Source organism: Granulicella sp. dw_53, from assembly GCF_018449545.1.
Taxonomy (GTDB): domain Bacteria; phylum Acidobacteriota; class Terriglobia; order Terriglobales; family Acidobacteriaceae; genus Edaphobacter.
Window position 1 is genome coordinate 94,634 of record NZ_JAAVUR010000011.1, and the last position, 20,947, is coordinate 115,580.

Genomic DNA, 20,947 nt, shown 5'->3' on the forward strand with positions numbered 1-20,947 from the left:
AACTTGCAATGGATCGAGACGTCGTCTTACGGCTCGTACTTCAAAGAGGGCGTTCGGCGGAGTGCACAGCGCGTTACCGGACTGACCGCATGAGGGCAATCGAACGAAGCAGAGAGCTGTTGTGACGGAACTTGATTGCGTTAATTGGCTGTAGGCTTACTACTCATAGTTGGGCTGCCAAGAGCGAAATCTGTAGGAAAGACCTGATGGCCTGATGGCGGGAGATCCAACTTGGTGCATTCGGAACGCTACTAAACTTCCTGCGCTCGAGACTCGTTTTATACCTGTAGTTCAGCTTATTGTTCCCCACATGCCACTTGTGACATGTGGGGAACGAGCTATACCGCTCCGGAGCCGCGAAACACGGCTGGGATCGTTTGGAAGAGGATTTTGATGTCCAGCCAAACTGACCACTGATCGATGTACCTCATATCGAGAGCCATCCATTCATCGAAGCCGATCGAACTCCGTCCCATGACCTGCCAGAGGCAGGTGATACCAGGCTTCACGCTGAAACGCCTGCGGTGCCAATCCTCCGAAAATCCTTGATAGTCCCGCAGTGGCAATGGTCGTGGTCCGACGAGACTCATATCCCCGACCAGCACATTGATGAGCTGAGGCAGTTCATCGATGCTTGTCTTACGCAGTAACTTGCCGAGAGCAGTGATGCGGGGATCGTTCTTCAGTTTGAAGGTCGGCCCTTGCGTCTCGTTGAGGTGCTCTACCTGAGCGATCAGCTTCTCAGCGTTTTGGACCATCGTCCGGAATTTCAAAATCTGAAAGGGCCGTTTGCCATATCCCATTCTGGTTTGTCTAAAGAAGATAGGCCCCGGGGATGTGAATTTGATCAATGCCGCAACTATCAGAAGAATCGGAGCGAGTGCAAGCAGCATGATGAAGGAGATAGCAAAATCAACCAAACGCTTTATCAAGGCTGCGCGTGCATCCCAGGATTCATCGTGTAATGTGATTGAGCCTATCGTGCCTCTTACGAGGGCGATTCGCTTCGACTCATCGAGACCAAAGAACTTTCCTATCGAACGAACGGCGATTCCGTGACGCCGGCATAGTTCGACGATCTCTTCCACCTGAGGATAGAACGCTGCCAGGGGCAGCGTCACGATTACTTCGTCCACAGGCAGCGTTCGCAGCAGACTGGGAAGTGTATCGAAGCCGCCGAGCAAAGTTCCAGCGCTGGACGTCTTTTCGTGAAACCATTGGTCGTCGACGAATCCCTGCAGCCGATAGCCCCATTCCGGATGAAGAATGATGTCTCGAGCAAAACCATTCGCTCGGATATTGGTACCGACGATCAGGATGTGCCTCAGGTTTCGTCCACGAGCGCGCAACGCGGCCATCGTGACTCGACCCAGGAGGTGGGTCAGCATGAGGGCGGCGAAACTTAAAATTCCGAAGAGCATGCTGATGATGCCCAGCTCGATGACGTGTCTCGAGGTTGAGGAGACTGCCCAAAGCCATATAAAGCTAAAGACAGTGCATAGGGAGCTGGCGGAGCAGGCGTCCAGAGTTTCTCTGAGGTAGCCGTCCAGCCGGCGTGACCGGTAAAATCCACAGGATCGCAGAGCTCCATGCCAAGCCCATACGAGCAAAATTGTAGCCGCAAATACTTGAACAGGGTGGCGCGTCTCGAGGGAATTTAGAAGATCGAAGACGTGGCGGTGGGAAGTTAGCACATAAGCGATACCAAGGCTGGCGAACAAAAGCCCGATATCAACAATTTGAACCAACTCGAAGATTGTTTTGCGGTTTGAAGGTGTCATGAGGGAAACCTCTTGTCATCGTGCCTTCTGGTGAAATTTCATTCAGGTAAACCAAATAAGGTCATCGAGGGACATCTTGGCTCGATAGTAGGGTGCCCCTGCAACGGCGACAATGAAGAGAAGTGTCTAAATCGCCCTTCTCATGCCAGCGAATCCCGATCGGTTGATATCGGGATGAGAATCGCGATGAGATCTTGAGCTGTTGCTGATGGATGCCAATAAAAGCGATAAATCAGAGAGTTAGGGGGCTGGGACCTTGGCTACATCGCGATACGTGAACGGGAATCGATGAATTAGAGCGATGCGACTATTTCACTTCGCCCTTGGTGCCGATAACCATCACTGATGGCAGGGGGATTGGCATGCACGCGATATTGATCTTTGCTTTTGTGGTGATGGTTGTGGCGCCGTTATGGGGACGGTGGAGAGTGTATCGCTGGGTTAGGGACAATATGCCGGAAGAGATAGGGATTCCCCGGCTTCCAGAGACAGATCTGAATGATTGTGCGCCAGAGAGTTTTGATGCCACGAGGGAACGTCTGGTGACAATGGTTAGAGCTGAACTGTAGATTGCGGCGGCAAGTTCCAGCTCCCACCGTAATTGGAGCTAGGAGTGTCGCAGCTGCAGAGGTTCAGCGGAGAGTTATGTTACAGCCTAGTTTCTGCGTTATCGCTGCAGAAGACATTTTCATGGCTGAGAACGAGGCGCTTTTGGCGAATCGCGAGCAATATCCGCGATTGTTCTTCAGCAGATCAAACTGATCGTGTCACAACTCTATGATTTTCAATTCCAGATGACAATTTCCGGCTCAGTTTATGGCAAACTATGCCTGCAACTATAAGGAAAAGCTGTGTAAATCATCGGCTAGGGATAGGAAATAAGTACCACTACCTTCATACTCTGGACAACCCGGGCGCATCCAAATAACCTTTTTTTTAGTTGACTCAACACTCGATCCAACTTGGATTTGAGCCGACACCCTCAAGGTGCCAACAGGTTCTCTTACAGGCCACAACCTCGGAGCCGGAGGTGCTCATGAACGAACTCGCGGAAACCAAAAAAGCGGTTACTAACATTAGACTTTTCATGGCGAATTTGCCAACAATGCTAACCGATCTGCTGCATAGTGCATTTGAGTCAGTTCCCGATATTGAAATCATCGAACCGGTCAACGACGTACAACATCTTTTAGATATTTCGAAGAGCGGCACAGCCGACGTGATCCTTCTGGGATCTTCACGAGAAGAAAATATTTGTAGTGCTGTCACCATTCTCGATAGTCTCCCGACTCGTTACCAAGATGCAAAGGTGATAGTTCTCACGCAGAAACCTGGTTATGCGGAGGTTATATCTCTGTTTCGAGCAGGAGTGAGGGGTATTCTCTGCAATACAAACCTACGATTCGACCTGCTGTGTAAGAGCGTTCGACGCGTACACCAAGGGCAGATTTGGGCGAGTAATGAGCAGTTGGGATACCTCGTGTCCTCCGTGTCTCGTCCGAAATCCACAGACGTCACTGACTCCAAGGGAAGGCCCCTTCTTACTGCTCGGGAGCAGCAGGTTCTTCATCTCCTGGCAGATGGTTTGAGCAACTATGAACTGGCTACGGTATTAAGGTTGAGCGAACACACCATCAAGAATCACCTCTTCCGCATCTATGACAAGCTCGGGGTGTCGAACCGGATGGAAGCGGTCTTGTATGCTCTCACGCCACGTAATATTCCGTCTGCGGCCAGTGCTGCAGGGGAGACAGTACCCAGCAAGATCCGGATGATAAAAGCCGGCTGAAGTATCACCAGATACGGTAGACAACTTGATTCCCAACATTCAATGAGACCAGTGAGAACGTTATGAGCGATACGATTCGAATTGCTGTGGTTGGTTCTGGGTACGTCGGTTTGGTTGCCGCCGTTTGTTTCGCAGAGATGGGGCATAGTGTTGTATGCGTTGACAACGATCAGCGAAAAGTCGATGCATTGCGGGGTGGGGACAGCCTCATCCACGAGGACCACTTACCTGAGTTGTTGGAGCGGTATCGGAATTCGAAGGTACATTTCACCAGTGATCTAAGTGAAGCGACTCGCGAAGCCGATGCGATCTTCATTGCAGTCGGAACACCCCAAGGAGAGTCCGGGGTGGCCGACCTTTCGTATGTCGAAGCGGTGGCCAGCGAGATTGCGCGATCGCTCACAACGTATACGGTCATCGTCGAAAAAAGTACGGTTCCCGTGTACACAAATGAGTGGATTCGACGGGTACTGGAGCGTAACGGTGTGGATCAACACCTCTTCGATGTCGTCTCCAACCCAGAGTTTCTGCGAGAGGGAACCGCAGTTACCGATTTTATCCATCCCGATCGAATTGTTGTGGGTACGGATAGCGATCGTGCTGCCAAGGTGCTGTCGAAGATCTACGAACCGTTGACGAGTGGAAGCTACTATCGCAAGGCTGCCGCGATCGACGGCTTTCGGAACTCCGATGTCCCACCACCACTCTTACTTACCTCCACCAAGAGTGCAGAGATTATCAAGCATGCTTCAAATGCGTTTCTGGCCTTGAAGATCTCGTTCATCAATGCTGTTTCGAATCTGTGTGAGGCGGCGAATGCGGATGTCGAACAGGTCGCAAAGGGAATTGGCCTGGATAGTCGCATTGGACCGCGATTTCTACGGCCAGGTCTCGGCTATGGCGGTTCTTGTTTCCCGAAGGACGTTGCGGCCTTTCGGAGTGTTGCCGAGCAACTGGGGGTCGATTTCGCTCTCTTGACCGAGGTAGAGAATATTAACGCGGAGCAAAAGAAGCGTTTCCTCAACAAGGTGCGTTCGGCTCTCTGGACCCTTCGAGGAAAGAAACTTGGAGTGCTTGGCCTGTCCTTCAAGGGCGGGACCGATGACATTCGCGATTCCCCAGCGATTGAGTTGGTTCAGATGTTGCTTGCTGAAGGATGCTCGATTCAAGCGTTCGACCCGGCTGGTATGACGCGAGCAGAGAAGGTTCTGCCTTCAGGATCGAATCTGCGCTATATGCCTGACGCGTATGCTGCGGCGGAGGATGTTGAAGCCCTACTCATTCTCACCGATTGGTCGGAGTTTGCCCATCTCGACCTACAGCGTTTGAACCGGCTCATGCGTTATGCAGTCGTGGTGGACGGCCGCAATCTCTACGATCCAGAGCTCATGTTGGAACACGGGATCACCTATTTCAGTGTAGGTAGGCCGACGCGGCATCATGTGCGTGAGCTTGCAGCTGTATAAGACACCATCGCAGGGTTTCAATTATCTAGTGTGAGGTGGCGCCATGTGCCAAGACGAGGGAATTCCTGCGTTGAGGTACACGGCTCCGCCCTACACAGCGCCTAGCGTTGATCAGTTTGCATGGGTGACAGCATCGTTGTTATTGGCAGCTGAACCTGGAGTTAGATTCTCGCTCGTTTGTGTCAGTCACATGTTTGAGACATATCCCTTCGAGCACCCACTTCTGTGGGTTTGATTTTGTGGAGTTCTGGTGACAGGCGTTCTCTATCATCTCTTGACTGAAGCCGAACCGTTCTCCGATTTTTATGGTGGAGCGATTTCGCGTTGGGCAGGGAATGTACTTCGCGATGTGTCTGACGTGGTAGTTGTTTGTCCCTCTGCGGATATGTCTTGGAATTTTCCTTCCGATGCTGTCCTCGTGCTCCCCAAGCTGGCCCGCTATCAACGTCTTCGTCACTACCTTCTTCATGCCCCATGGCTGATGCATTCCGGAGTGCTTCGATTGGTATTCAGGCAATTCCTGAAGCGCCTACGGCCAGGGGACATCGTGTGGATTCATAATCGGCCAGACTTCGCGATCGCGCTTGCTCCCCAGATTCATCGGGCAGGTGGCAGGGTTGTTCTGCACTTGCATAACTCTCATCTTGTTGAATGGCCGAAGGAGCTTATGCGGCAGGTCAGTGTAGACAAGCTTGTCTTTGTTAGCGAGTTTTTGTTGCGACAGGCGCAACGGAGGTTTTCCTCTCTCGGCGATTCGTGCGTGCTCTATAACGGAGCCGACGAGACGATTTTTTATCCTCCGGCCGATCGAAGACAAGAACGAGAGATTCCCGTTGTGCTCTTCGCCGGACGACTTGTAAAAGATAAAGGACTTCATGTGCTGATAGATGCAATGAAGCTCCTTGAGCAGCAGCGGGTTGAGCTTCAGCTACGTATCGTTGGGTCCGTCAACTTCGGCGATAGTCGGGAGACAGAGTACGTACATCAACTGAAGGCGAATGCTCCCGCGACTGTTACTTTTCTTCCTTATCGTTCAGGCGCAGCCCTGGGAGATCTCTTCCGGGACGCCGATGTATTCTGTTCTCCCTCCATATGGGACGAACCGTTTGGCCTCGTTAATGTAGAGGCATTCGCCTCGGGGCTTCCTGTGGTCAGCACTCGGGGCGGGGGAGCCTCCGAAATTTTTGCAGATGGCGGAGGCATACTGGTCGATCGCGGATCCGCAGAACAGCTTGCCGCTGCATTGCGTCAACTCGTAGAGGATTCAAAACTCCGTGCGGTCCTGGGCAAACAGGGTTATGCCGTGTTCCAAGAGCGTTTCACATGGGCTATCGCCCGTAACCAGGTTCAGGAGATCCGTCGTTCTCTCTCTTTATGATTTCAAAACAAATCAAACGACTTCGTGAGAGTACGCTTGCCCGCAACGCCATCTGGATGTTTGCAGGTCAGGGATTTTCTTTCGTGATTCAGGCGCTCTACTTTGTCTTTCTTGCGCGTCTTCTGGATGCTTCGCAGTATGGTGTTCTTGCGGGTGCTGTTGCTTTGGTGGCAGTTGTCAGTCAATACAGCACCATGGGATCAGGGTTACTCCTCGTCCGTTATGTGAGTCAGGATCGAGAGCTCTTCCCTCAGTACTGGGGCAATGTGCTAATGTCGACCGCAGTTTACGGGTCGGTGATCGTGCTGATTCTGCACTTCACCGGCCACTGGCTGGTAGGCCCAGACAGCGCGTCTCTACTGACTCTTATTGCTTTTTCCGATTGCATCTGCAGTCAACTGACGACATGTGCGGCTCAAGCATTTCAATCGATCGAGAGCATGCGGCCTACTGCTACGATCAACATGCTCACGAGTCTATTTCGTCTTTTGCTCGTATGCTCCATGCTATTCGTTATGCACCATGCGATTGCTGAGCAATGGGCCATCGCGATGCTTATTATCTCCATCTGCGCGTCAATTGCCGCGTTTGTTCTCGTCACCCGACGGTTTGGTTGGCCTCGCTTTGAACCCAGCCTGCTCTTCAAGAGAGGCGGGGAAGGATTTATCTTCGCGATCTCGGGTTCAACCACCTCGGCCTACAATGACTTCGATAAGGTCATGCTGGGGCACTACGGAATGACCGTTGCCAACGGCATCTATTCGATGGCGTATCGTGTCATCAACATCGCGACCATTCCTATCCAATCGATTGAGGCCGCTGCCTTTCCGCGATTCTTCCGAGAGGGAGTAAAGGGAGTAGCCGCAGTACAGCCGCTCGCTGTAAAGATTTTGAAACGAACTGCGGTGCTAGGCTTTAGTGCTGCGGTCGGTGCCTTTTTGTTCGCCCCTGTCATTCCTTTTCTTATTGGAAAGGGCTTTACTCCCAGTGTGGGTGCGCTGCGGTGGCTCTGTCTGATTCCTTTTTTCCGTTGCTTCCACCTGTGTGCCGGAGATGCAATTGCTGGTGTCGGGCAACAGAAGTTCCGCCTGCTCTGCCAACTCATTGCTGCTGGCTCGAACTTTGCTATGAACCTTTATCTGATTCCGCGGTATTCCTGGAAGGGGGCGGCCATTGCAAGTCTCTTCACTGACGGTGGTCTCGCTGTGCTTACCTGGAGCGTGCTTTTCTGGCTTCGTCATCGCGAACGTCGCGCTGCTGCGCTCTCCGCTACGTCCATGGCTGCGGATGTGAGCGCTTAATTGCGCATTCTCTCACCTTATCGGACTGCAGCGCGAGACGCCCCAGAGTTGTCCAAGATCAACCTCACAAAGGATGGCGGCTTCCGCGAAATAGGCTTGCGCAGTTTGGATTGGAATTGGCTGGGGAATTTGCGCTGAGACAATAACCGGAATGATGTACAACAATGGAGCGAGGCCAAAGCGAAGACTCCCCATTGATTCAGTCTCCTGGCCGAAAAGTTAACCTGGAATACACGCGACCTACAGCCTCGTTCATGCAATGGGATTGTAGGTCAACAACCTTTCCTTGATTGAGGGTTCGTCCGTCTTGCGCCCGAATGGTGTCTGCTATTTTTGATAAACTTACAGCCCGGGGTTTCTCAATCGGGTGAACGCTATGATCTAAAAGCGATGACCGTGGCGTAAATCAAATAGGAGCAACGATGAGCCTCAGTAAAGCTGATCACACAACATTGCAGTGGGATGTCTTCACGATAAAACGCCCTGGCCTTAGTCGAGATCTGCCGCCCGGCCAAGAGGAGTTGATGTGGGTAGCGAACTCTTCCACTCTCATCTACGGGGAGCGGGATGCCATCCTTGTGGATACCTTTCTTACGATCGAACAATCGCAGATTTTGCTAGATCGGGTTCTTGCCAGTGGTAAAAATCTTACGACTATTTATGTTACTCACGCTCATGGTGATCACTTCTTTGGTCTCGCGTCTCTTCTGGAGCGCTTCCCACACGCGAAGGCTGTCGCGACTCCCGGGGTGGTAAAGGCTATGAGCGAAAGTCTCGCGCCCGCTTCGATTGATAATTTCTGGCGCAGGCTCTTTCCTGATCAGATTCCGGAACGTCTTTTAGCCGCTGAACCGCTCGAAGGTGACTTGGAGCTGGAGGGTCAAAAGCTAATCGTGGTGGATGCTGGTCGAACCGACACAGCTTACTCAACATGCTTGTACGTTCCATCGATCGGACTCATTGTCGGTGGGGATGCTGTCTACAACGGAATCCATCCTTATCTTGGCGAGACCGATACGAAGAGCCGGTTGGAATGGATCTCCGTGCTCGATAAGCTTGAGGCCTTGAAGCCACAAGCCGTGATCGCCGGCCACAAAATTCCGGAAAACGACGATCATCCTGGGATTATCGGCGAGACGCAGCAGTATATCCGGGATTTCAATCGACTGGAGGAGACTACGACAACACCACGGCAGCTTTACGATGCCATGTTGGAACTCCATCCCAAGCGCGTCAATCCAGGGTCACTCTGGGGAGCAGCCAACGCGGCCAAGAGATAATTTACTGGTGGCTGAAATCAGGGAGCGCGCAGGAGGCGCACCCCTCGGCCTCCATGATCCTATCTCTTTCCCCTTGTGACCGCCTTCATTGAGGGATGTCCTTTTGACGTCGCTGTTCGCTCTCCTAATCATTTCGCTCAAATCCGCGGCTGGACGTATCTCGAACGGTCCAGCCTTTACTTCAGGATGCTGGGAGATGAGCTGAATTGCGTGATTCAGATCTCGCGCTTCAAGCACTAAAATTCCGCCTAATTGCTCTTTCGTCTCCGCGTATGGGCCGTCTGTCACTGCAACCCTTCCGTCCTTCCAATACACGGTCATCGCAGTGTTCGGAGGCTGGAGGGCTTCGCCACCGGCAAAATGTCCTTTCTTTCGTAGCCCGTCATCGTAGGTGAAGCACTCGTCCAGCATGGCGTTGCGGTCGCTCTCAGACATATTTTCGAACTTGCCCAGCTGGATATATCCCAAACAGATGTATTTCATAAATTCTCCTTATTTCTAGGCTCAGAGCGCCGTAACCGGTCGTTCTGTTATCAGGTAGTCGTTCGGGAGATGGAAAATCGACATCTACTCCATTTTTAATTTCACCGCCGAAGCCGCTCTTGCATGAATTTCTGCTCCGGCTCTCGTGGGATAAACTCTGGAGCTCGTTAATGCAAGATCGCCATATCGTTCCTTTTCCAGCGTTTTCTGCTTCACCACCGTCGCAAACGGTACCAATACAGCGATATTTGTCTTCGTGCGTAGGGAGCGTGACATAAGTATTTATGTTCGCGACCTCATAGAGGATTGACTGTAATTATCGATACACCGTAGGATTTCACGCATGAAACGGCGCGACTTTGTGAAGGGCCTAGCAGTAGCTACGGCAACGGCGAGCAGTGCACTCGGACAACAACATCCTTCACCGCAGGCGCAAAATCCGCCTCCGGCTGCAAATGCTGCGGATCAGGGCACTATGGCGGTACAGCCCTCTGCGGCTTCCAGCCCGCAGGCGATGTCTCGTGTGGAGGCGATGGCACGATTCCACACGCCGAACATCCCAATCTCGCAGCCCGATGCAGTCGCCATGACGGACGCACGGTATTTCACGCCCGTACGTTATGCAACTCTGTTGCATCTGTGCGAGATCATCATGCCCGCCAGCGACGATTACCCCAGTGCTATCAAGACCGGTACAGCGGAGTTCCTGGACTTCTACATCGGCGCCTCGCCCGATGAGCAGCAGGCCATGTACAACATCGGACTCGATCGACTCAACGCCGACTGCATGAGACAGTTCAACGTCCCGTTTGCAAAAGCTGATGCGAAGCAGGCCGACGCAGTGATCCGCCCGCATCTGAAGGGATGGATGAACGACCATCCCCCGCGGGAAGATCAAGCCCGCTTCATCAACCTGGCGCACCGCGATATTCGCACGGCCACCATCAACTCGCCTGCATGGGCCATTGCGGCCGAGGCGGTGGGCGAGCGTACACCGGGGGTGGGTCTCTACTGGCATCCCATTGATCCGGGAATCCAGACATGGGTGAACCACGGTGTGGCCCAGGCTGCACCCACCACGAAGCATAAGCATTCCTAAGAAATTTTTGCCTCAGAAAGTAGAGAGAGCATGGCACAGAAGAAGGTGGACGTCCTGATTATCGGGTCGGGACATACTGGCGGCATGGCCGCAAAGATTCTGACGGAAAAGGGTATCTCCTGCACGATGCTGGATGCGGGCCCAATGCTGGATTTTGAGAAGTACCGCGAACTGAAACCTGTGCACCAATTGCCCTATCGTGGCTTCGATGCGCCGGGCCGCCTTCCGCATGTGTTTCAGTCGAGCGAGTTCAATGCAAACCAGTGGGTGGATGAGAAGGTGATTCCTTATCATCACCCGCCGGAACAGCCGTATAACTGGGTCCGGGTGCGCAGCGTGGGCGGACGTTCGCCCTTCTGGGGACGCCAATCCTTCCGCCATAGCGACTACGAGTTCAAGAGCAAGGATCATGACGGCTTCGGAGAAAACTGGCCTATCTCGCTGAAGGATCTGGCTCCATACTATCCGCGCGTGGAGGAGATCTTCCGTGTTACAGGGCACACCGACGGCCTGCCGCAGTACCCGGACGGCAAATTTATCGAAGATAGTTCTCCATGGTCTGGCGCCATGCAGCGATTTGTCGACGCCGGAAAGAAGCTGGGCGTGCCAGTCACCAAGCCGCGGTCGTCGCTGGGCAAGGACGGAATGGCTGCATCGCTCAACCTGCTCATTCCAGACGCAGTCGCTACTGGCAAGCTCACCACCATTCCAAATGCGGTCGTACGGCAGATCACGGTGGACAAGAACACTGGCCTGGCAGACGGCGTCCTCTTCCTGGATCGGCATTCGCACCGCGAGATGGTTCTGAAGGCACGGGTCGTTGTCGTTGCTGCGGGAACTCTTGAGACGACCCGCTTGCTGATGCTCTCGGAGATATGTAACTCCAGCGGTGCGCTTGGACATTACCTGTGCGACCAGATCTACGGAGCAGGCATCATCTGCTCGGTTCCGGAGGCGCGTGATGGTAAAGCGGTCCGCGGCCTGATGGGAGGCGGTGCTCTGATTCCACGCTTCCGCAATCTGGAGACAAAGAGCAGCGGCTTTCTCCGGGGCTATGCTGTCAATGTCTCCTGCAATAACGGGCCTTTCGACGCGCGCGCCCTGCCTTTCTATGGCAAAGAACTCGAGCAGAAGCTGCAGAGCTATAACGGCAGCAGCTTCTCCACAAACATCATGGGCGAGACACTCGGACACTACGAGAATCAAGTCACGCTGAATAAGCAGATCGTGGACGCGTGGGGCATTCCAACGTTGAACATTAATACGAAATACACCGCTAACGAAACCAACATGGCGAAGGATTATATAGAGATGATGGCAGCAATGGCCCAAGCTGCTGGTTTCGATATTCTGGTGAAAAACTACGAGTTCAATCCGCCGGGTTACTCGATCCACGAGCAGGGAACAGCCCGTATGAGCGATGATCCGAAGAAGGGTGTCGTGAACAAGTGGAATCAGAGCCATGATATGAAGAACCTTTTCATCACGGATGCCAGCGTCTTTGTCAGTGCGGGATGGCAGAATCCCACAATCACGATGTGCGCACTCGCCATGCGCGCGTCCGAATATCTGGCAGAGGAGATGCGCAAGGGCAGCGTCTAACGTTTCCCTGCGTAGTCCGAACTTATTGGTGTTCCGTTTCTAAGGGAACGACACCCTGCTCTCGGGGAAGGGTTCGCATGCAGAAGTTCCTGCTGATGCTTGCTGTACTATTTGGATCTACCGTAGCCATCCACGCTCAAGATGCTGGTATGCGGAGCCAGAAGCCGGCCGCGCCTTCCGAGGCTGCTCCGGCGCAGCCCATCGCCTTCAACCACAAGCTGCACATCCAGACCGCAAAGATGTCATGCAACGACTGCCATGAGCCGCGTGGTAACGGTGCTACGCTGGCCATGCCGCAGCCACCCAAGTGCATGCTTTGCCATGCTTCCATCGCGACCGATAAGCCGGACATCCGGCGTCTCGCGGAGGCCGCCAAAAACGAAGACTCAATCCCATGGGTCCGCGTCTACCGGGTGCCTTCCTTCGTGACCTTCAGCCATAAGACTCATACTTCCGCTGGGAGCAAGTGCGAGGAGTGCCACGGAGCAGTGGCAGAGCGCACCGCCATTGCTCTGGAGAAGGACACGAGCATGGGCACATGCATCGCGTGTCACCAGGCTAAGGGAGCACCGGCGACCTGCGACACCTGCCATGCCATCATGTCAAGGAATGGCCACTCGCCCTTTGATGTGGGCGGCGCCACATTAGCGCGTCTCCACACTCAACCTGCGGGAAAGCGTGCAACTGGGGCGCTGGTACAAGACAGTAGTCTGCGTGTCACGCCGCAAATGACTGTTATCGCTAGCTTCCTGCATGCGCCGATGTTGTAGTTAAATATCAGGCACTACAGCGCTTTATGTCTCGGGTATTCAGCTATATTTGTGGCGCTGATAAAGGTTAGGTCTGCTTCGCCCGTAGGTGTTCGTTAAGGAGATCCTGTTTCTCACGGAACCGGCGGTAGCGGTTAAGGAGGGATGCTGGTCCGCGAGCTCGTAGAAAGACCAGGTTTCCTTCGAAGCGTTTCTCGCCGATGATAGCTCCGCCTTCGAGCGAGGCGAGGATGGAGCCTTCCGATTGCGGGAGCTTGAAGCTGGCTTCGACGAGTGGATCAACTATGAGTGCGGCATCGATGGCAGCCAGCAGTTGCTCCAGGCCGGTGTGCTGAAGCGAAGAGACGGGAATCGCTTCGCGATCGCTGGAGAGGTGGGCGCGTTCCTGGGGCGAGACGAGATCGATCTTGTTCAGCACCTGGATAACGAGCTTGGTGGAGACTGCAAGCTCGGCTAAGACTCTTTCAACCTGAGTCTTCTGCTCTTCCCGCATCGGGCTGGCGGCGTCCTGGACGTGGAGCAGAATCTCGGCTCGCTCGACCTCTTCGAGTGTGGCGCGGAAGCTCGTAACGAGTGTATGGGGAAGGTTCCGGATGAAGCCGACGGTATCGGAGAGCAGGATCTTGCGGCGAGACGGAAGCTGCAGTTGCCGGAGTTTGGGGTCGAGAGTCGCGAACATGCGGGCCGATTCGAGCACGCCAGCCTCGGTGAGGGCATTGAAGAGTGTGCTCTTGCCAGCGTTGGTGTAACCGACGAGGGCGACGACGGGGACCGGGACTGCCTCACGGCGTTGCCGCTGCTGATGGCGGATGCGGCGGACGGCATCGAGCTGGGTCTTGATGTGGTCGATGCGAAGGTTGATCTTTCGGCGATCGGTCTCGAGCTGGGTTTCGCCTGGACCGCGGGTTCCGATGCCGCCGCCGAGTTGCGACATGGCGCGACCGCGTCCGGCGAGGCGGGGCAACTGGTATTCGAGCTGTGCGAGCTCTACCTGGAGCTGACCTTCGCGAGTCTTGGCATGGCGGGCGAAGATGTCGAGGATGAGCTGCGAGCGGTCGATGACGTGGCAGGGTAGCCTGGCCTCGATGTTACGAAGCTGTGAGGGGGTAAGGTCGTGGTCGAAGAGAACAAGCGAAGCGTTGGTAGAGGTCACGACCTCAACAATCTCGTCCAGTTTGCCCTGGCCGACGAGGCTGGAGGGATCGGGCTTCTGACGGCGTTGGACTAGGGTGGCGGCGATGGTCGCACCCGCCGATCGGGCGAGTTCTTCGAACTCTGCGCGGCTGGCATCGAAGTCAACGGTGGAGGCTGCAGGGCTCGAAAGATCTTCTTCCGAAGCCATGGCGGCAGCCGCGCTGCGGGCAAGTCGAGCGGCTGCCGTAAGCTGCTTACGCTTGCGGAGTTCTCCGGTGAACTCAACCACTACAATCACAGCAAGTTCTTGCTGAGTTTGCGAAGTACGCAGTTCGCGAGCGAGGAGCGCCGCGTCCTGGGCCTCACTTGCTTCGACGAGACTACGACGGACTGGCTTTCCGCGATTCCGGCGAGATTGCGCCTGATCCGGAGTGGCTTCGAGTGAAGCCTTCTTGCTGGTCAAAGTTGTCTCAATTCAGGGCCGGGTTTCCGGTCGACTCTCTTATGATACTGAAGGATCAGCGTCAGTACTCTATTTCTGACCTTCCGGCCGTCGTTCCTGGAAGATGAACTATTCAGAGAGGTGTCGCTGACTCGGCGATTCTTGGGGCCAGAAGAGGTCAACGGGCCCCCATGTCTCCATGCTAGAATCCCGCAGGGAGAGAGCGGACCGAGTGATTATCCAGATGAATCGCAATAGATGCAGAAGTTACGGTGCAACGATTTACTTACTTTTTTGTGTGGCCTTCGGCGGTGGGCAACTGACGCAAGCGCAGACGGTTTCATCGCACGCCAAGCTGTCGGTTCATTGGGAAGAACTAACGGGCCCGGACTTTGTCGAGGCCATCAAGCGTTCCCAGGGTACATGCCTGTTGCCGTTCGGCATTCTGGAAAAACACGGTCCACACATGCCGATTGGTTCCGATCTGCTCAATGCGCGTTATGCAGCACTGCATGCGGCCGAACAGCAATATGCCGTGGTTTTTCCAGAGTATTATTTTGGGCAAATCTCCGAGGCTCGCCATGAGCCCGGTACCATCGCCTACAGCCGCGATCTGCAGTTGGCATTGCTCCAAGCGACTACGGACGAGATGGCCCGCAATGGCTGCAAGAAAATCCTGATCGTGAATGGTCACGGCGGAAACGCTAGTTTGTTGCCGTACTTCGGTCAATCGCAGTTGGATAAGCCACACGATTACGTGGTCTACATCTTCGATCAGCGTACTCCGACAACGGGCGGTCCAAAAAAGAAGACATCGACTGACCAGCATGCAGGCGAAAGCGAAACATCTAAAATGATGGTCGTCAGACCCGATCTCCTGCACCAGGATCGTGCCGCAAGCGAATCAGGGGCAGACCAACATCGTCAAAGCTTGTCAGAAGGTGTTTACACCGGTATCTGGTGGTACGCACGTTTTCCCGATCACTATGCCGGCGACGGTACGGCTGCGACCCGCGAGTTGGGCGAGTATCAGATGAAATGGTGGGTTGACTCGGTGAGCAAAGCCATCGCTTCCATCAAAGCAGATGATGCGAGTCTCAAATTGCAGGACGAATTCTATGAAAAGAGCAGACATCCTCTGGATACACCGCAGTAGGCGGGGTAAAGATCTTTTGTCCCCCCGCTCCGCTTTAAGGATAGAAGCGAGTTGCAATGATCTGTGCACCAGGGTCGGACGCACCGATACTGCTAGTCTCGATCAGCAGCTCGAATGATTTCAATGAGCCATCTGAGCGAACCGCTTGCTTCAAAATCGAACTCATCTCCTGGGGATCAAACAGAGTATCTGCAGCAGCCTGCGTTGCTGCCATATTCAATCCCTGAATGATCAGGACATGACCGTTTCCTTCAAGGCCTGGCAGATAATCTATCGCACCATAAGTACGGTTGGAGGTTTCCGCCGTACCGTTTAGATATCTCTTCTGCTCTGTGCCAACTGGGCGTTCGTTCAGTACGAATGACTGATCCACTTCGGACATATATTCGAGTTTGAAGTTGAGATCTTTTTCGAAGAGGGAGACCCAGGGATTTGTATGGGTCGAACCCATCAGTATTACGTTAGAGCTCTTCAGGTCTTCTATGGTGACGTTTCGTGCATAACGAATCTGGGATCGATTGGCAGCAAATTCGGGAAGCTGGGTCAACATCACAGTTATGTCCAAACTGACGACACTGGTATACCGCTGATGGCGTAGGTCGTTCAAATTTTCCAGTTGAAGCCCCGCTGATGACTTCATCTCGGTGGGATAGGTTTCGTTCGCATACTCCTCTAAAGTGACCAAGTGTTTTGTAAGGTTTTGCAGGATACCAAGCCCGCTGTCGGCAGGCACAATCAAAGTGTTTTGGCCTTTCTGGAATAGTTCTGCCCAAATCGGATGAGCTGGTCCCTGCGTCTTCGCCTTTTGCAAGGTCCGAATTCCGGCCCATGTTGCTGATGTAAATAGAACTCCCGCGATCAGCCCTACCGTGATTAAAAGCCACGCTGATCGCCAACGTGGCGCGGAGACTGCAAGATCCACGCTCGCTGCACTCTTTGGGGTGTACCCCGTCTTGTTGGAGTGGATCTCTGAGACGACCTTTTCGACAAGAGTATTGCTGAAAAGACCTGAATTGGAATCCTTCCTATGAGCATCAGGGGCTCGATGAAAGACGGGGGCATACCCGCCGCGCGGGATAATAACTCGAATGGGTTCCCCGAGTCCTTCCCCTTGGAAATACTCATCGAGGCGTTTTCGTAATAAGCGTGCGTAACTTCGGACGATGTTATCTTCGCCTGGATTGTAATCCGCCGCGCGGTTGAAGATCAGCGTACCGATACGCTGCTCCGTGATCCCATGTGAGTTTCCCATAAGCTGCTGCTCGCAGACATACAGGAAAAACTTCTGAAGTAAGTCCGACTTGCACAAACCTTTGCTGGCGACGATGCGGAGCGCCAGTTGCCACTCCTCCCGCGATGGGAGCTCTTCTATCTGCATGGTCGGTGCTCTTTCACCCGACACGCCTGCTCCGCTTGGCGAGCGGGAACCAGGACCTGCATTGCCCTCCGGCTTTAGGTGAAGCTCCCCTAGCTTTCCATACGGCCGTTCGCGCGGATTCACCATACGCCAAGCATAGCTTTTGAATGTGAAACTTCAGTTAACCGTTCTCGGCCTCCTTATCCAATCCCCTAGAAATACAGGGGGGTGAGAGAGGGGTGAGTTTACAGGGTGAGCCTACCATTCACGCGGAGTACCCTTTTGCGACTGTCCGGATATGGCCATTATCAACTTGGCGGTACTCGATAAATGTGGGTAGCGCGGACGTTGGAGTCCCGACTCTACAGTCATTCGGAAACGCAACCTGGAACAAAACTTAACACGGATAAAAAGCAGTCTGGAGCTACTTGTGAAGCGTCTTTTTTTGTTTGCAGTGATGATCTTTCTCCCGGTTTTGAACTCCTCACCCTTATTTGCGCAATTCGAAACCGCATCCGTCCTGGGTTATGTACGGGATGCCTCAGGCGGAGCACTCCCCAATGCAACTGTCTCTCTGGCAAATCAGGAGACGAAGGCCGTTGTGACCGCAAAGACGAACGCTCAAGGTGCCTATGAGTTTACCGACGTAAAAATTGGTGAATATCAGGTTACAGCCCAGGCCGATGGCTTCGACCTTGGCATAACGCAGACCTTTCGCGTCACCGTCAACGCTCGTCAGCGGGTTGATGTTGCATTAAAGGTAGGCTCGGCGAGCCAGACCGTCACGGTCAGCGACGCTGCCCAACTTCTTGAGACCGACTCCAGCGAACGTGGCCAGGTCATCGGCACGCGTGAAGTTGAGAACCTACCGCTTAACGGGCGAGCCTACGCAGACCTCGCCGCTCTGGTGCCCGGAGTTCGCCGAAACCTTCTCGAAAATGCCACTACCAGTAGCCGAGACGCATCCTTTAACGTCAACGGACAGCGTAGTGAATTCAATAACTTCCTCCTCGACGGTCTCGATAACAACTCCTATGGAACCTCAAATCAGGGTTTTTCAAACCAGGCCATTCCACCCTCCCCTGACGCCATCGACGAGTTCCGCGTCGAGACAGACAACTACAGCGCCGAGTATGGGCGCTCTGCTGGAGCCGTCATCAATGTAAGTATTCGCAGCGGCACCAACAAATTCCACGGCAAGGCATGGGATTATCTCCGCAATACTGATCTCAACGCTATTGGCCCCTTCACCCCGCCCACCAACACCCTCACCGGGCAACCGCAAAAGCCCATACTCATCCGCAACCAGTTCGGTGGCACCGTCGGAGGTCCTATTTGGAAGGACCACACCTTTTTCTTCGCCGATTATGAAGGCGTCCGCCAGATCACGCACTCTACGCTCAACGCGACGGTTCCTTCGCTAAACCAGAACGGAACCAGCGCTCTCGCAAGAGCCAACGGTGGATTTACCTTCCTCACCACAAACGCTGCCGGTATTGAGCAACCTGGCAACCCCGTTCCGCTGGTCAACCCGCTTACTGGAAAATCCTACCCCAACGGTGTCATCCCCTTCGCGGACGCGTCGCCCTTCGCCCAACGCGTCCTTGCGGCTCTTCCGACCCCCACAGCCGCGGCCTTGTCCAATAACTACGCATCCTTACCCGCAGGCACGATTAAGGATGACAAGGGTGATATTCGTGTCGACCAGACTTTCAGTCCTCGAACCACCGCATTCGTCCGATACAGCGAACATCAAGGCATCATTCAGGATGCACCGTCTATCCAAGGTCCCGCCGGTGGCAGCAGCAGCAACGGAACTGTGGTGATCTTCAACCAGCAGATCGCCGGTGGAGTTACCCATGCTTTCACTCAGAACTCGATCCTCGACGCACGTTTCGGCTTTACTCGCACTGACGGTGGAAAGAGTCCCTACGGCGCAGGAATGCCAAGTCTAATGGCCGGAATCACCGGCCTTCCAACCGACCCCCAGGTCGTCAGAAGCCTAAATGACCAGAGCGTAAACGGCTACACGCAGTTCGGAAGCCAAGGGAGCAATCCTCAGTTCCAGAATCCTTACATCTTCAATCCTAAGTTGAATTACACCTGGATCCACGGTCGTAGCAGCTATAAGTTGGGTTACGAATACCAAGCTATCTTCACTTCGATCAGCGACTTCAATCCAAACTTCGGCGAGAACACCTATAACGGAAGCTTCAGCTATACCAATCCCAACATTAACACTCTCTCCAAGCTCGATACAGGAACGAAAGAGGCTGTCGCCCTCGCAGATTTCCTTCTCGGCGCCGACGACAGCTATCAACTCAATAACTTTGCCGTCATCCACCTGAACCAGCGCATGCACTTTCTTTACTTCCAGGATGACATTCGCGTCAACTCGAGACTCACAGTTAACGCCGGCCTTCGCTATGAACTCGTGACTCCACAGTGGGAATCCGACAACCATCTCTCCAACTACGATCCCGATACCCAGACCCTCATCCAGGCCAAGCCCGGCTCCATTTACAGCCGCGCTCTGGTGAACATGCCAAAGCTCGACTTTGCGCCGCGATTCGGCTTCGCCTTCCAGGCTGACCCCAAGACTGTCATCCGCGCAGCCTATGGGCTTGGCTTCGCACAGTTCAATCGCGAAGGCGGCGAGAACATGCTCGGTTACAACGGCCCTTTTATCGTCAACACCAATCGCGTTCAGGCCGCTCCTTTTGCACCCTCCGCAGCAGCTGGAACCACCAATCCTGTGTGTACCTCAACAGATCAACCCTTCAATACCTGCTTCCGCACCACACAGCAAGGGTTCCCGACCAACTTCGCCACCTCTGCGAACTTCAGTACTCTTCTTGCGGAGACACGTTACCTACCCAAGAACCTACCTACCGGCTATGTGCAGAGTTACCACCTGACGGTACAGCGTCAGGTCACTAGCAATACGACCTTCGAGGTCTCTTACGTTGGCGAACACGGCGTAAAGCTTCAGGTCCTCGGAGATCTGAATCAAGCTGCGCCCAATGCTCTCACCGCTACCTGTAACCCCACAACCACCTCAGGTTGCCTCAACCTTCAGGCTCGCCGTCCCATCAAAAACTTCACGGGCATCGAGGAGACGCTTCCTTCTGGTTTCCTGACGTATAACGGTCTGCAGACCAAGTTCGAGCACCATGCTGGCCACGGCCTCTACGTGCTCAACTCCTTCACATGGTCACGCGCTCAGGACAATGCTTCGGGGCATCTCGATGCAAACACTGGGGACAACTCGCGCATCAACCTAGCAAATCCGCTTGGAGATCGTGGCCCCTCTAGCTATAACCAGCCCCTGAATGAGGTCCTGACCATCGTCTATGATCTTCCCTACGGTAAGGGACGTGCGTTTGGCGGCTCAGCTCCTTTGCTCATGCAGGAAGTGCTCGGCGGTTGGCAGCTCACGGCGATCGACTCTGCCAGCAGCGGTCTCCCGGTAAACCTTACCTACACTGAAAACTCCTTCCAGGATGTAAGCGATATTCTGGCGTATCGTCCGAACGTCACCGGCGCGGCGGTCGTCCTGCCCAAGTCGCAACGAACCAAAGCCAGCGGCAACACTGTGCTCATGGCCTTCAACCCCGCAGCCGTCAGTGTCCCTGACGTCAACCACCCGTATGGCAATGCCGGACGTAACTCAGTCCGGTTCGATCCGTACTACAACTTGGACCTCGGTGTGCATAAGACCTTCCCCCTTTACGTCGAAGGAACGTCGCTCGACTTCCGTACCGAAGCGTTCAATATCCTCAATCAGACCAACTTTGCCTATCCACAGAGTGGCGCGGGATCCTCTAGCTTTGGAGCGGTCACCTCTGCCACAACCTTCCCAGCCCGTGTCCTTCAGTTTGCCCTCAAGCTGCAGTTCTAACTGCCCTC

At 54.1% G+C, this 20,947-nt stretch carries 14 protein-coding genes; 10 read left to right on the forward strand and 4 right to left on the reverse strand.

Features of this window, described 5'->3' with window-relative positions; all coding sequences use genetic code 11:
• Nucleotides 1–338 precede the first annotated feature (338 nt).
• The gene (locus HB393_RS17235; protein WP_213806429.1) at nucleotides 339–1,781 is read right to left on the reverse strand and encodes a sugar transferase; all 1,443 of its coding nucleotides are present in this window, start codon (nucleotides 1,779–1,781) and stop codon (nucleotides 339–341) included.
• Between the two features lie 1,036 nt (nucleotides 1,782–2,817).
• On the opposite strand from HB393_RS17235, the gene HB393_RS17240 reads away from it, so the two are divergent.
• From HB393_RS17240 to HB393_RS17260, 5 genes are all read left to right on the forward strand, one after another.
• Nucleotides 2,818–3,570, forward strand: a complete 753-nt coding sequence (locus HB393_RS17240; protein ID WP_213806430.1) for a response regulator transcription factor — start codon at nucleotides 2,818–2,820, stop codon at nucleotides 3,568–3,570.
• A 62-nt stretch (nucleotides 3,571–3,632) separates the two neighbouring features.
• Nucleotides 3,633–5,036 carry a UDP-glucose/GDP-mannose dehydrogenase family protein gene (locus HB393_RS17245; protein ID WP_213806431.1) on the forward strand — a complete coding sequence of 468 codons (1,404 nt, stop codon included), beginning with the start codon at nucleotides 3,633–3,635 and terminating at the stop codon, nucleotides 5,034–5,036.
• 250 nt (nucleotides 5,037–5,286) lie between these two features.
• Nucleotides 5,287–6,414 (forward strand): glycosyltransferase family 4 protein, encoded by a 1,128-nt coding sequence (locus HB393_RS25705; RefSeq protein WP_213806432.1) that lies wholly within the window; start codon nucleotides 5,287–5,289, stop codon nucleotides 6,412–6,414.
• Nucleotides 6,411–7,715, forward strand: coding sequence for a flippase (locus tag HB393_RS17255; RefSeq protein WP_213806433.1), 1,305 nt, complete (start codon nucleotides 6,411–6,413; stop codon nucleotides 7,713–7,715). Before HB393_RS25705 ends, HB393_RS17255 begins: the two co-directional genes overlap by 4 nt.
• Nucleotides 7,716–8,137: 422 nt before the next feature.
• Nucleotides 8,138–8,995 (forward strand): MBL fold metallo-hydrolase, encoded by an 858-nt coding sequence (locus HB393_RS17260; protein WP_213806434.1) that lies wholly within the window; start codon nucleotides 8,138–8,140, stop codon nucleotides 8,993–8,995.
• On the opposite strand, the gene HB393_RS17265 is transcribed toward HB393_RS17260, so the two are convergent.
• Nucleotides 8,960–9,478, reverse strand: a complete 519-nt coding sequence (locus HB393_RS17265; RefSeq protein ID WP_213806435.1) for a YciI family protein — start codon at nucleotides 9,476–9,478, stop codon at nucleotides 8,960–8,962. The two genes, HB393_RS17260 and HB393_RS17265, sit on opposite strands and share 36 nt — an antisense overlap.
• Nucleotides 9,479–9,821: 343 nt before the next feature.
• Between HB393_RS17265 and HB393_RS17270 the strand changes: the two genes are divergently transcribed.
• From HB393_RS17270 to HB393_RS17280, 3 genes are all read left to right on the forward strand, one after another.
• Nucleotides 9,822–10,577, forward strand: coding sequence for a gluconate 2-dehydrogenase subunit 3 family protein (locus HB393_RS17270; protein ID WP_213806436.1), 756 nt, complete (start codon nucleotides 9,822–9,824; stop codon nucleotides 10,575–10,577).
• Nucleotides 10,578–10,607: 30 nt separating this feature from the next.
• The gene (locus HB393_RS17275) at nucleotides 10,608–12,179 is read left to right on the forward strand and encodes a GMC family oxidoreductase (protein WP_213806437.1); all 1,572 of its coding nucleotides are present in this window, start codon (nucleotides 10,608–10,610) and stop codon (nucleotides 12,177–12,179) included.
• A gap of 77 nt (nucleotides 12,180–12,256) precedes the next feature.
• Entirely contained in the window at nucleotides 12,257–12,949 is a 693-nt protein-coding gene (locus HB393_RS17280; protein WP_213806438.1) for a cytochrome c3 family protein, read from the forward strand.
• A 67-nt stretch (nucleotides 12,950–13,016) separates the two neighbouring features.
• Here the strand turns inward: HB393_RS17280 and hflX are convergent, their stop codons facing one another.
• Nucleotides 13,017–14,546: a GTPase HflX gene (gene hflX, locus HB393_RS17285; protein WP_213806439.1), complete on the reverse strand. Its 1,530-nt coding sequence runs from the start codon at nucleotides 14,544–14,546 to the stop codon at nucleotides 13,017–13,019.
• A 211-nt stretch (nucleotides 14,547–14,757) separates the two neighbouring features.
• Here hflX and HB393_RS17290 point away from each other — a divergent pair, with 211 nt between their 5' ends.
• On the forward strand, nucleotides 14,758–15,681 hold the full coding sequence (locus HB393_RS17290; RefSeq protein WP_345945270.1) for a creatininase family protein: 924 nt from the start codon (nucleotides 14,758–14,760) through the stop codon (nucleotides 15,679–15,681).
• Nucleotides 15,682–15,715: 34 nt separating this feature from the next.
• On the opposite strand, the gene HB393_RS17295 is transcribed toward HB393_RS17290, so the two are convergent.
• Nucleotides 15,716–17,059 carry a hypothetical protein gene (locus tag HB393_RS17295; RefSeq protein WP_255551262.1) on the reverse strand — a complete coding sequence of 448 codons (1,344 nt, stop codon included), beginning with the start codon at nucleotides 17,057–17,059 and terminating at the stop codon, nucleotides 15,716–15,718.
• Between the two features lie 409 nt (nucleotides 17,060–17,468).
• On the opposite strand from HB393_RS17295, the gene HB393_RS17300 reads away from it, so the two are divergent.
• The gene (locus tag HB393_RS17300; protein WP_345945271.1) at nucleotides 17,469–20,939 is read left to right on the forward strand and encodes a TonB-dependent receptor; all 3,471 of its coding nucleotides are present in this window, start codon (nucleotides 17,469–17,471) and stop codon (nucleotides 20,937–20,939) included.
• Nucleotides 20,940–20,947 lie beyond the last annotated feature (8 nt).